The 12,630-nt window shown below is 48.2% G+C and carries 14 protein-coding genes; all 14 read left to right on the top strand.

What is annotated here, in order from left to right:
- The first annotated feature begins 72 nt into the window (after positions 1 to 72).
- The 14 genes from mnmG (at position 73) to AAKU61_RS14025 (ending at position 12,409) form a co-directional block, all read left to right on the top strand.
- On the top strand, positions 73 to 2,025 hold the full coding sequence (gene mnmG / locus AAKU61_RS14090; RefSeq protein WP_354333182.1) for a tRNA uridine-5-carboxymethylaminomethyl(34) synthesis enzyme MnmG: 1,953 nt from the start codon (positions 73 to 75) through the stop codon (positions 2,023 to 2,025).
- Positions 2,022 to 2,666 carry a 16S rRNA (guanine(527)-N(7))-methyltransferase RsmG gene (gene rsmG / locus AAKU61_RS14085; RefSeq protein ID WP_354333180.1) on the top strand — a complete coding sequence of 215 codons (645 nt, stop codon included), beginning with the start codon at positions 2,022 to 2,024 and terminating at the stop codon, positions 2,664 to 2,666. The genes mnmG and rsmG overlap by 4 nt, the downstream gene beginning before the upstream one ends.
- Before the next feature lie 280 nt (positions 2,667 to 2,946).
- On the top strand, positions 2,947 to 3,750 hold the full coding sequence (locus tag AAKU61_RS14080) for a ParA family protein (RefSeq protein WP_322120629.1): 804 nt from the start codon (positions 2,947 to 2,949) through the stop codon (positions 3,748 to 3,750).
- Positions 3,750 to 4,643: a ParB/RepB/Spo0J family partition protein gene (locus AAKU61_RS14075; RefSeq protein WP_354333178.1), complete on the top strand. Its 894-nt coding sequence runs from the start codon at positions 3,750 to 3,752 to the stop codon at positions 4,641 to 4,643. The genes AAKU61_RS14080 and AAKU61_RS14075 overlap by 1 nt, the downstream gene beginning before the upstream one ends.
- A 15-nt stretch (positions 4,644 to 4,658) precedes the next feature.
- The gene (locus AAKU61_RS14070; RefSeq protein ID WP_354333176.1) at positions 4,659 to 5,216 is read left to right on the top strand and encodes an RBBP9/YdeN family alpha/beta hydrolase; all 558 of its coding nucleotides are present in this window, start codon (positions 4,659 to 4,661) and stop codon (positions 5,214 to 5,216) included.
- A gap of 160 nt (positions 5,217 to 5,376) precedes the next feature.
- Positions 5,377 to 5,715, top strand: a complete 339-nt coding sequence (locus AAKU61_RS14065; RefSeq protein WP_323492056.1) for an ATP synthase subunit I — start codon at positions 5,377 to 5,379, stop codon at positions 5,713 to 5,715.
- 2 nt (positions 5,716 to 5,717) lie between these two features.
- Positions 5,718 to 6,548 (top strand): F0F1 ATP synthase subunit A, encoded by an 831-nt coding sequence (gene atpB / locus AAKU61_RS14060; RefSeq protein ID WP_354333174.1) that lies wholly within the window; start codon positions 5,718 to 5,720, stop codon positions 6,546 to 6,548.
- Between the two features lie 84 nt (positions 6,549 to 6,632).
- On the top strand, positions 6,633 to 6,875 hold the full coding sequence (gene atpE, locus AAKU61_RS14055) for a F0F1 ATP synthase subunit C (protein WP_354333172.1): 243 nt from the start codon (positions 6,633 to 6,635) through the stop codon (positions 6,873 to 6,875).
- A 64-nt stretch (positions 6,876 to 6,939) separates the two neighbouring features.
- Positions 6,940 to 7,410, top strand: coding sequence for a F0F1 ATP synthase subunit B (locus AAKU61_RS14050; protein WP_322120624.1), 471 nt, complete (start codon positions 6,940 to 6,942; stop codon positions 7,408 to 7,410).
- A 2-nt stretch (positions 7,411 to 7,412) separates the two neighbouring features.
- Positions 7,413 to 7,946, top strand: coding sequence for a F0F1 ATP synthase subunit delta (locus AAKU61_RS14045; protein WP_322120623.1), 534 nt, complete (start codon positions 7,413 to 7,415; stop codon positions 7,944 to 7,946).
- Between the two features lie 39 nt (positions 7,947 to 7,985).
- Entirely contained in the window at positions 7,986 to 9,527 is a 1,542-nt protein-coding gene (gene atpA, locus AAKU61_RS14040; RefSeq protein ID WP_354333169.1) for a F0F1 ATP synthase subunit alpha, read from the top strand.
- A 30-nt stretch (positions 9,528 to 9,557) separates the two neighbouring features.
- Entirely contained in the window at positions 9,558 to 10,427 is an 870-nt protein-coding gene (atpG, locus tag AAKU61_RS14035) for a F0F1 ATP synthase subunit gamma (protein ID WP_354333168.1), read from the top strand.
- A 29-nt stretch (positions 10,428 to 10,456) separates the two neighbouring features.
- Positions 10,457 to 11,863: a F0F1 ATP synthase subunit beta gene (atpD, locus tag AAKU61_RS14030; protein ID WP_322120620.1), complete on the top strand. Its 1,407-nt coding sequence runs from the start codon at positions 10,457 to 10,459 to the stop codon at positions 11,861 to 11,863.
- Between the two features lie 123 nt (positions 11,864 to 11,986).
- Entirely contained in the window at positions 11,987 to 12,409 is a 423-nt protein-coding gene (locus AAKU61_RS14025) for a F0F1 ATP synthase subunit epsilon (protein ID WP_354333166.1), read from the top strand.
- The last annotated feature ends 221 nt before the right edge of the window (positions 12,410 to 12,630 follow it).

Raw genomic sequence — 12,630 nt, 5'->3', positions numbered from 1 at the left:
ATGAGCGCAGTTTTTCATTAAAAACCCTCTATAATCGTGCCTCTCCAAGAAATCCAAAAGTAGAAATATCCTATGTTTTATCCTAAAGAATTCGATGTGATCGTAGTTGGCGGCGGCCATGCTGGTACTGAGGCCGCACTTGCCTCCGCACGCATGGGGCAGAAAACGCTTCTACTTTCGCATAATATTGAAACGCTCGGCCAGATGTCGTGTAATCCTTCAATAGGTGGCATAGGAAAAGGGCACTTGGTCAAAGAAGTGGATGCCATGGGTGGCGCGATGGCGATTGCCACCGATGAGGCTGGTATCCAATTCCGTATTCTAAATTCGTCCAAAGGCCCGGCAGTACGCGCTACAAGGGCGCAAGCTGACCGTATTTTGTACAAGCAAGCGATCCGCAGCCGCCTTGAAAATCAGACTAACCTTTGGCTGTTTCAGCAAGCGGTAGATGACTTATTGGTAGAGGGTGACCGTGTCGTCGGTGCCGTAACACAGGTTGGTATTCAGTTTCGTAGCCGCTCTGTTGTGTTGACCGCAGGTACTTTCCTTGATGGGAAGATCCACGTTGGCCTGAATAATTATTCGGCAGGGCGTGCCGGTGATCCTCCTGCGATCTCTTTATCGACCCGCTTAAAAGAACTCGCCTTGCCGCAAGGCCGTTTGAAAACTGGTACGCCGCCGCGCATTGATGGTCGTAGCATTAATTTTTCAGTGATGCAAGAGCAGCCGGGCGATTTTGATCCTATTCCGGTATTTTCTGTCATGGGCAATGTCGGCATGCATCCGCGCCAGTTACCATGTTGGATTACGCATACGAACGAACGCACTCACGATATTATCCGCGCCGGGCTCGACCGCAGTCCTATGTATACAGGCGTGATCGAAGGAGTAGGGCCACGTTATTGCCCATCGATTGAAGACAAGATTCATCGTTTTGCCAGCAAAGAATCACACCAGATTTTTTTGGAGCCAGAAGGTCTGACCACCAATGAGTATTATCCGAACGGGATTTCCACTAGTTTGCCGTTTGATGTGCAGCTAGATTTGGTGCGTTCTATGCGTGGTATGGAAGACGCTTACATTCTGCGCCCTGGCTATGCGATTGAATACGATTATTTCGACCCGCGAGGATTAAAAACTTCCCTAGAAACACGTTCAATTAAGGGCTTGTTTTTTGCCGGACAAATTAACGGTACTACCGGTTACGAAGAAGCGGCAGCGCAAGGTATGTTGGCGGGATTGAACGCGGCATTGTTGACCCAAGGTCGCGATGCCTGGGTGCCGCGTCGTGATGAAGCCTACCTCGGTGTCCTGGTCGATGATCTGATTACCAAGGGTGTGCAAGAACCTTACCGCATGTTCACCAGTCGTGCCGAGTTCCGTCTGAGCTTGCGTGAAGATAATGCCGATATGCGTCTGACCGAAATCGGTCGTCAGCTTGGTTGCGTCAGCGATGCGCAATGGGCAATGTTCGAGCAAAAGCGTGAGGCTGTTTCACGTGAAATGGAAAGACTGCGTTCGACCTGGGTGAATCCACGTATTTTGGCGGACGTTGAAGCCGAGCGCATCGTTGGTAAAGCCTTGGAGCGTGAATATTCTCTGGCCGATTTATTGCGCCGCCCACATGTGACGTATGAATCTTTGATGACCATGCAAGGTGCTGATGGTCAACAACTTGCTGGGCCTGGTGTGCAAGACGACGCGGTAAAAGAGCAGGTAGAAATCCAGGTCAAATATTCTGGCTATATTGACAGACAGGCTAAAGAGGTTGAGCGCCATGCATATTTTGAAAACCTCAAAATGCCAGACGACTTCGATTATTTAGAAGTCAACGGTCTGTCGGTAGAAGTGAAGCAAAAGCTGAATAAGCATCGGCCAGAAACCCTAGGGCAGTGCGGTCGTGTTTCTGGCGTGACACCAGCAGCGATTTCCTTGCTACTGGTGCATATGAAAAAACGTGGTTTTAAAGAGTTTGCTGCCGCACCCGAGTTAGCTGTTGCGGTAGAAACAGGTGATGGCGAATGAGCGGGTTTGATGCAGCAAGCTTGCGCGCTAGTCTGGCTGAGGGGATAAAGGCTTTGCCCTTGTCACTGGACGATGCACAGATCGATCAGATGATTGCTTACCTGGCGTTGTTATCGAAGTGGAATTCGGTCTATAACTTGACGTCGATTCGCGACCCTAAAGAAATGGTAAAGCAGCATGTGCTGGATTCCTTGTCAGCTGCACCTGCTTTCAAAGATGCCAAAAACGTTCTGGATGTCGGTGCTGGCGGCGGTTTGCCCGGCATGATATTGGCGATTACTTATCCTGCGATTCAAATTTCCATGATCGATACGGTCAGCAAAAAGACCGCGTTTTTGACTCAGGCGAAAACCGAATTAGGCTTAAAAAATGTCACTGTTCATACCGGCAGAGTTGAGGCTTTGGCAGTGAATGAGAAGTTTGATGTGATTACCTCGCGTGCTTTTTCTGAGCTATGCAATTTCATTAACTGGTCGGGACATTTGTTGGCAGAGGGCGGGCAATTCATCGCCATGAAGGGCGTTGCGCCGGATCAGGAGATCGAGCGTATGCCAGAAGGATGGCAAGTCCAGTCGCTACAAGCTTTGTCAGTTCCGGGCATGGACGCTGAGCGTCATCTGGTGTTTATCAAGCGACAATGAATTCACGTCAGTGAGTATTTAGTAAGTTGCGTCAGTAAGTTACGTCAATAAGTATTACAAACGCAGCGACACCAATTGAAGCAAAGCGGATTTGGTTTTGCTTCAATAGATACTCCATATGAGTATATTTAGTTGTTCGTATAATCATTGGGCGATACGGCATAATTTGTAAAATAACGGGGGAGTATATTGATTTCATATTGTTTTAGATTAAGGCAGCTTGCCTCCAGGTTGTACTTGTCCCCCTCCAGAACCCTACTAAAAGTAAGCTAAAGTCACTATGGCGAAAATTTTTTGTGTCGCAAACCAAAAAGGTGGGGTGGGCAAAACCACGACCACAGTCAATCTGGCTGCCGGATTGGCTAAGCTTGATCAGCGCGTGTTGTTGGTCGATCTCGATCCGCAAGGCAACGCCACCATGGGCGCGGGCATCAATAAGGCCAAACTGACGTCGTCGATTTACCAGGTGTTGCTGGGTATGTCCGATGCGGCTTCGGCGATTCTGCGATCTGAGTCGGGCAACTTTGATGTCTTGCCTGCCAACCGTGAATTAGCCGGTGCCGAAGTAGAAATGGTGGAGCTGGAGAATCGCGATAAGCGTCTACGCGACGCATTGGCAACAGTCGGCGCTAACTACGACTTTATCCTGATCGATTGCCCCCCGGCTTTATCCATGCTGACTTTAAACGGATTGTGCGCCGCTCACGGGGTCGTGATTCCTATGCAGTGTGAATATTATGCATTGGAAGGTTTGTCCGATCTGGCCAATACGATCAAAAAAGTATCGGTCAACCTCAATCCGGATCTGAAAATTGTCGGTTTGCTGCGGGTGATGTTTGATCCGCGTATGACGCTGTCGCAACAAGTTTCTGACCAGTTGGAACAGCACTTTGGCGATAAAGTATTTAAGACCGTCATTCCCCGCAATGTGCGTTTGGCGGAAGCGCCATCGTATGGTATCCCGGGAGTGGTGTTTGACCCCAGCTCTAAAGGCGCGCAAGCCTATATAGCTTTCGGCGCCGAGATGGTGGAGAGAATTAAATTGTTAGAAGCAAAGTTAGACACTAAGTCGGAAGCAATATAATGGCAACCAAAAAACAAAAAGGCTTGGGGCGCGGTTTAGAAGCCCTGTTCGACGGCGCAGGCGATTTTACAGAAGCGGTTCCCACGGTAGCGGGCGCACCGAGCAGCTTGCCGGTCAGCCAGATGCAGGCAGGCAAGTATCAGCCGCGTACCCGCATGGATGAGGGCGCGCTGACCGAGTTGGCTAACTCGATTAAAGCGCAAGGCTTGATGCAACCGATACTGGTACGCCCGATTGGTCAGAATAATGGCATCACGCGTTATGAAATCATTGCCGGTGAACGCCGTTTCCGCGCTTCGCAAATGGCAGGTTTGGAAGAAGTGCCCGTGCTGGTCAAAGATGTAGACGATCAAGCCGCCGCAGCGATGGCTTTGATTGAGAATATCCAGCGCGAAGATCTCAATCCTTTAGAAGAAGCACAAGGTATTCACCGTCTGATCACGGATTTCAGTTTTACCCATGAGCAAGCGGCCGGTGCGGTAGGTCGATCGCGCAGCGCAGTGTCTAATTTATTGCGCCTGCTTAATTTGGCGAAGCCGGTACAAACTATGTTGATGGCAGGCGATATCGACATGGGGCATGCCCGTGCATTGCTGGCAACGGATGCCGCGACGCAAATCCAGCTGGCGAATCAGGTCGTGGCCAAACGTATGTCGGTGCGCGAGGCCGAGAAACTGGTTACCCGTACCACGGCTGAAATGAGTTCACCAGTGAAAACTCGGGATAAGGCAGAAAAATCGCGCGACATCACTCGTTTAGAAGAAGAGCTTTCAGACCTGCTGGCAACCCAGGTCACTTTAAAAATGGGCAGCAAAGGGCGGGGACAATTGATGATTGATTTTGCAGATCTGGATAGTCTGGACGGCGTTATTTTAAAAATACGCGGTCAATAAAACTGGTTTGCCGATATGACAATTTTATTGCTGCCGGGCTTACACAATTCAAGTGACACACACTGGCAAAGTTTATGGGAGCAGCAACTAGCCAAGCAGTATGACATTCACCGGGTTCAGCAAGATAGTTGGGATCAGCCTGATCGTGAGTCTTGGGTAACGAATCTTTCGCAAGCAGTCAATCGCGCTGATGGCACCGTTATCTTAGTAGCGCATAGTCTGGGTTGCGCTTTAGTTGCATGGTGGGTCGCATCCGGCATGCCGGGAGTGCAAGATACCCGTAAGGTAAGGGCGGCATTATTAGTGGCGCCGCCAGATGTAGAGCGGGTTGATTTTCCGGCACCGAGTTTTGCACCAATGCCGCAAACGGCGATGAGCTTTAAAACAAAAGTGATTGTTTCTGATGACGATTCTTGGTGTGAGATGCAAACCGCGCAGAAATGGGCGCAGAGTTGGGGTGCAGAATTTCACCATATCGGTGCAAAGGGTCATATTAACGGAGATTCTGGTCTAGGCGACTGGAAGCAAGGCCAGCATTGGCTTGCCGAGCTGGTAGCGAGCGCAGAAAATTGATGTGTGTCTCATTTTGATGCGTCGCATCAAACGTTTGACGATGGTGCGCACTACCACGTATAATTCCGTGGTTTTGGTTGGCAGGCGTTTGCGCTGACTTAAATCGTTTGGCAGTGAATAAATTTTATTAGATACTGCCGACAAATTACGAGGAATTGGCATGGCGCGTATTGTCTTGCTGCAATTTGTAGCGACGTTGGTAGTCGCACTGGTCGCGGCACTTATCGCTGGCACAGCCTCAGGAATATCCGCATTATTAGGCGGTTTGTGTTGCGCGGTTCCCAATGCTTTGTTTGCCGCACGGTTATATGCCAGTGCCAAAAAGCCCGGGGGAGCCAATCCGATGACATTCTTCATCGGTGAATTTGTCAAAATTGCGTCAACAGTGGCTCTCATGGCAGCGACTGTTTACTTGTACCACGATGTGAACTGGCTGGCGTTCGTCGCTGCCTTCGTCTTGGTACTGAAAAGTTATTTCATCTTACTATTTAGACACTAATTATGAGCGCAACAGAGAACGCCCCAACCGCGTCAGAATATATTTCCCATCACCTGGGACATTTATCTAACTCACATATTCCTCAAGAGTCTTTGTGGGACATGTCGTATATCAATATAGATACAGTAGTCTGGTCTGTTATTTGTGGCTTGATCGGTAGCTTGATCATGTACATGGCTGCACGTAAAGCGACATCCGGCGTTCCCGGTCGTTTCCAATGCGCAGTTGAGATGTTGTTCGAAATGGTAGATAACAATGCGAAAAGCATTGTCCATGGCAACACAGCATTTATCGCACCTATGGCATTGTCGGTATTTGTCTGGGTAGTGTTGATGAACTCCCTCGATTTTTTACCAGTAGATTTATTCTCTCAATGGTTGTTCCCTGCTTTCGGTATCAGTCCGGAAACGCATCATCGCGTAGTACCGACAGCTGACTTGAACGGCACTCTGGGTATTTCGATTGGCGTGTTTGCGTTAATGATGTACTACAGTTTCAAGATTAAAGGTGTAGGCGGTTTTATCAAAGAATTGTTCAGCGCACCATTTGGCCCTATGTTGTTCCCGTTCAATCTGGCATTGAACATCGTTGAATATGCAGCGAAAACTTTTTCCCTCGGTATGCGGTTATTCGGCAATATGTTCGCAGGTGAATTGCTGTTCTTGTTGATTGCCGCTTTGTTAGGTGCTTCTGATTCCATCCTTGGTGGTATCGGTCATTTGGTACTGGGTACCGCATGGTCGGTTTTCCATATCTTGATTGTGCCTTTGCAAGCATTTATCTTCATGATGTTGACGCTGGTATATATGGGTCAAGCTCACGAAGCGCATTAATTAACGTTTTTTCAGGTTTTTGAAGTTTGGTTTTTAGTATTTGCTTTTGGTATTTTTATTTTTCAACTTTTAAGGAGTTTTCTCATGACTAACGTCGCTTTCGTTGCATTGGCTTGTGGTTTGATTATCGGTTTGGGCGCTTTGGGTGCATGTATCGGTATCGCTATGATGGGTGGTAAATATCTGGAAGCGTCTGCTCGTCAACCAGAGTTGATGGAAAAGCTGCAAGGTAAAATGTTGTTGTTGGCTGGTTTGATCGATGCTGCGTTCATTATCGGTGTTGGTATTGCTATGTTCTTCGCAATTGCAAATCCGTTCAAAGGCTAATTAGCTTTCCTTTTCCTACCGTAGACTTAGTCTGCGGAACGATCGATTTAATAAGGAAACTAATATGAATCTTAATCTATCAATGTGGTACCAGGCTGGGGTGTTTTTCATCCTCGCATTGGTGACTGCAAAATTCATCTGGCCACCAGTTATTGGTGCGATAGATGAACGTATGAAAAAAATCGCAGACGGATTAGCTGCAGCTGATCGCGGCCGTGCAGAGATGCAAGCTGCTGAAAAGCGTGTAGAAGCACAATTAGCTGGTGCTCGTGATGAAGGTCAAAAACGTATCATCGAAGCAGAAAAGCGCGCTCAGTTGATCGTTGAAGAAGCTAAAAATACAGCAACTGCTGAGGCTGCACGCATTATTGCTGCTGCCAAAGCGGACGCCGATAATCAAGTTACAAAAGCACGTGAAGAATTGCGCGACCAGGTTGCTACATTAGCAGTCAAAGGTGCAGAACAAATTCTGAAGCGTGAAATCAACGCATCGGCGCATGCTGATTTGTTGAGCCAACTGAAAATCGAGCTGTAATCATGGCTGAACTCGCAACGATCGCTCGTCCTTACGCAGAAGCATTGTTCCGTGTTGCGCAATCTGGCAACCTGTCCGCATGGTCGGACTTGGTTGCTGAGATGGCGCAAGCCGCAGCACATCCTGATGTAGTCGCTCTTGCTCACAATCCTAAAGTCTCTGCTGTTCAAACAGCCGAGGCTTTCTTGTCCGTGTTGAAGTCTCCAGTGAACGAAGAAGCGAAAAACTTCGTCAATACGCTCACTGAATATGACCGCTTAACTTTGTTACCTGAAATCGCAGCACAATTTCACGCGTTGAAAAATGCGCAAGAAGGTGCCGCAGATGCGCAAATTACCAGCGCCTTTGAACTGACGGCAGAACAAGTAAGTGATTTAGCGACAACACTGGAAAAGAAATTCGGCCGCAAGCTGCACCCAACTGTGACAGTGGATAACTCCCTGATCGGTGGTGTGCGTATCGTAGTCGGTGATCAAGTGCTGGATACGTCGGTTCGTGCCAAGCTGCAACAAATGCAAGTTGCCTTAACTGCGTAGTGTGAGCACGCAAGTACTGAAACAATTTTAGGAGTTAGTATGCAACTCAACCCATCAGAAATCAGCGAGTTGATCAAGAGCCGGATTCAAGGCCTTGGTACCAGCGCTGAAGTTCGTAATCAAGGTACGGTTATTTCCGTTACCGACGGTATCTGCCGCATTCACGGTCTGTCAGACGCGATGCAAGGTGAGATGCTGGAATTCCCAGGCAATACTTTTGGTCTGGCATTGAACTTGGAACGTGATTCCGTTGGCGCCGTTATTCTCGGTGACTACGAGCACATTTCCGAAGGCGATACAGTCAAATGTACTGGCCGTATTCTGGAAGTGCCTATCGGCCCAGAACTGCGCGGTCGTGTTGTCAACGCCTTGGGTCAGCCTATCGACGGCAAAGGCCCGATCAATGCAAAACTGACAGCACCAATCGAAAAGATTGCTCCTGGCGTTATTGCCCGTCAATCGGTTTCCGAGCCTATGCAAACGGGTATCAAATCAATTGATGCGATGGTACCGGTTGGTCGTGGTCAGCGCGAATTGATTATTGGTGATCGTCAAACTGGTAAGACAGCGGTAGCAATTGATGCCGTGATCAACCAAAAAGGTCAAAACGTAACATGTATCTATGTTGCGATTGGTCAAAAAGCGTCTTCCGTTAAAAACGTGGTGCGTTCTTTAGAAGCCCACGGCGCGATGGAATACACCATTGTTGTTGCTGCGACAGCGGCTGAATCTGCAGCAATGCAATTCGTCTCCGCATACTCCGGTTGCGCGATGGGCGAATATTTCCGCGATCGTGGTCAAGATGCATTGATCATTTATGATGATTTGTCCAAGCAAGCTGTGGCTTACCGTCAAGTTTCCCTGTTGCTGCGCCGCCCACCAGGTCGTGAAGCTTATCCAGGTGACGTGTTCTACCTCCACTCCCGTTTATTGGAACGTGCAGCACGCGTTAATCCAGATTACGTTGAGAAATTCACCAACGGTGAAGTTAAAGGTAAAACCGGTTCATTGACAGCACTGCCTATCATTGAAACCCAAGCGGGTGACGTTTCTGCTTTCGTTCCGACCAACGTAATTTCGATTACTGATGGCCAGATCTTCTTGGAAACATCTTTGTTCAACGCCGGTATTCGCCCCGCGATTAACGCTGGTATTTCGGTATCACGCGTTGGTGGCGCTGCTCAGACTAAAGTTATTAAAAACTTATCCGGCGGTATTCGTACAGATTTGGCGCAGTATCGTGAATTGGCTGCGTTTGCGCAGTTCGCTTCTGATCTGGACGAGTCCACACGCAAGCAGCTGGATCGTGGTGCACGCGTAACTGAATTGCTCAAGCAAGCTCAATATGCTCCTTTATCGATTTCTCTGATGGCCGCTTCCCTGTTCGCAGTGAACAAAGGCTTCCTGGATAACGTCGAAGTGAAGAAAGTATTAGCCTTTGAAGCAGGTTTGCATAGCTACTTAAAAACTAGCCACGCAGCATTGCTCGCTAAGATTGAAGAAACCAAGCAACTCGACAAAGATGGCGAAGCCGTTTTAGCCGCAGCTGTTGCTGATTTCAAAAAATCTGGCGCGTACTGATCTTAACTGGAGCAGAAGGAGTAAGAACAGATGGCCTCAGGTAAAGAGATACGTGGCAAGATCAAAAGTGTAGAAAACACGAAAAAGATCACTAAGGCGATGGAAATGGTCGCCGCATCCAAAATGCGCAAAGCGCAAGACCGGATGCGTGCAGCTCGCCCTTACAGTGAAAAAATTCGTAATATCACTTCGAACTTGTCACAAGCGAATCCTGAGTACACGCATCCTTTCATGGTTCAACAAGATCAATCCAAGAAAGTCGGATTGATCGTTGTAACTACAGACAAGGGTTTATGCGGTGGCCTGAATACGAACGTGTTGCGTTTGGTCACCAACAAACTGCGTGAACTCGAAGCTAAGGGTTCAAAAATTGAAGCGGTCGCAATTGGTAATAAAGGTCTTGGCTTCCTGAACCGTATCGGTGCAAAAGTCGTGGCGCACGCAGTGCAACTCGGCGATACACCGCATCTGGATAAACTGATCGGTCCAGTAAAATTATTGCTGGATGCCTATCAGGACGGTAAGTTAGATGCAGTCTACCTGTCTTACACCAAGTTTATTAACACCATGAAGCAAGAGCCTGTGCTGGAGCAATTATTGCCCCTGACGGCTGACAAACTGGCAGTAGATAAAAATACCCACACTTGGGACTATATCTATGAGCCAGATGCAAACACGGTGATTGATGAGTTGCTGGTACGTTATGTTGAGGCACTGATTTTTCAAGCAGTGGCAGAAAACATGGCGTCTGAACAATCGGCTCGTATGGTAGCGATGAAATCAGCCAGTGATAACGCAGGTAGTGTGATTGGTGAACTGAAACTGGTTTACAACAAAACCCGTCAAGCTGCGATTACCAAAGAGCTTTCCGAGATCGTCGCCGGCGCGGCAGCGGTCTAAACTGATTATTATTTATTGAAGGAACGAACATGGCTAATGGCAAAATCGTTCAGTGTATCGGCGCTGTTGTGGACGTTGAATTTCCACGTGACGCGATGCCTAAGATTTACGATGCCTTGAAAATGGAAGGCTCCGAACTGACTCTGGAAGTTCAGCAGCAATTGGGTGACGGCATTGTCCGTACGATTGCTCTAGGTACTTCTGACGGTCTGCGTCGCGGCATGATTATTTCAAACACTGGCAAACCTATCATGGTACCTACTGGCAAAGCAACGCTGGGTCGTATTATGGACGTATTGGGTAATCCAATTGATGAGTGTGGTCCGGTTAGTCGTGAAACTACCGCATCGATTCACCGTAAAGCACCTGCTTACGATGAACTGTCCCCATCGCAAGAATTGCTGGAAACCGGTATCAAGGTGATTGACCTGGTTTGCCCGTTTGCAAAAGGCGGTAAAGTTGGTTTGTTCGGTGGTGCCGGTGTAGGTAAGACCGTCAACATGATGGAATTAATCAATAACATCGCTAAAGCGCACAGCGGCTTGTCCGTATTTGCCGGTGTTGGTGAGCGTACTCGTGAAGGTAATGACTTCTATCACGAAATGGCTGACGCAAAAGTGGTTGATCTGGAAAATCCAGAAAACTCTAAAGTTGCGATGGTGTACGGTCAGATGAATGAACCACCGGGCAACCGTCTGCGCGTTGCTTTGACAGGTTTGACGATCGCTGAAGGTTTCCGTGACGAAGGTAAAGACGTGTTGTTCTTCGTCGATAACATCTATCGTTATACTTTGGCCGGTACGGAAGTTTCCGCGTTGTTGGGTCGTATGCCTTCCGCTGTGGGTTACCAACCTACATTGGCTGAAGAAATGGGCCGTCTGCAAGAGCGTATTACATCGACTAAAACTGGTTCGATCACATCGATCCAAGCGGTTTATGTTCCTGCCGATGATTTGACTGATCCATCTCCGGCTACGACGTTTGCTCACTTGGATTCCACTGTTGTTCTGTCCCGTGACATCGCTTCTCTGGGTATCTACCCAGCGGTTGATCCACTGGATTCAACATCACGTCAGTTGGACCCGCAAGTGGTTGGTGTAGAGCATTACGAAACAGCCCGTGCTGTTCAAGGTACTTTGCAACGCTACAAAGAATTGCGCGACATTATCGCGATTCTGGGTATGGACGAGTTGGCACCAGAAGATAAATTGTTGGTAGCGCGTGCACGTAAAATGCAACGTTTCCTGTCTCAGCCTTTCCACGTTGCTGAAGTATTTACTGGCTCCCCAGGTAAATACGTTTCACTGAAAGATACGATCAAGGGCTTCAAAATGATCGCTTCCGGTGAGCTCGATCACCTGCCAGAACAAGCGTTCTACATGGTAGGTACTATCGACGAAGCAATCGAAAAAGCGAAGAAAATGGCTGCTGCTTAATTGCTCATTAATTGCTGATTAATTACTCAGTAATTACTAAGTAACTAACAAATAAGCTTGGGTGTAGTACAAAGTAATATTGCGCTACACCCCTCGTTTTTTGATCGAATGAAAAGGTCCGATATGGCACACACTATTCACGTTGACGTGGTTTCCGCAGAAGAGCTGATCTTCTCTGGCGAAGCCGAGTTCGTCGCGTTGCCGGGTGAGGCTGGTGAATTGGGTATCTATCCAAAACATACGCCATTGATCACTCGCATCAAGCCAGGCGCGGTACGCATCAAGCTGGTAGGCCAAGCAGAAGACGAATTTGTTTTCGTTGCTGGTGGTCTGTTAGAAGTGCAACCGAATGCCGTTACCGTTTTGGCCGACACCGCAATTCGCGGTAGCGATCTGGACGAGGCAAAAGCGAACGAAGCAAAAAAACTGGCTGAAGAAGCTTTGGTCAATAAAGAATCTAAAATTGACTATGCGCAAGCACAGGCAGAACTGGCAGTAGCAATAGCCCAATTGGCGGCAATTGCAAGATTGCGTCAAAAGCGTTAATGCAGGCAAGCTGGCAGTGTTAAGTCGGCAAGTCAGTAAATTGAAAGGCAGCTTAGGCTGCCTTTTTGTTTTTCTGGTTTCGTATCTGCTATTGGCGAAGGTATTGATTGTTTGTGTGACTTAGCAGGGCGGATTCAAGTACGAAGAGCAACATTGAATAAAAAGTCAAAGGGTCAGATGCGATAGCATTCTGCCTTTTGACCAGCCAGTCGAAAGTTGCC

The organism is Undibacterium sp. GrIS 1.2 (genome assembly GCF_040544435.1).
In the GTDB taxonomy this organism is placed as follows: Bacteria; Pseudomonadota; Gammaproteobacteria; order Burkholderiales; family Burkholderiaceae_D; genus Undibacterium.
The sequence above is the reverse complement of the archived record's forward strand: the minus strand, read 5'-3'. Positions and strand labels throughout refer to the sequence as shown.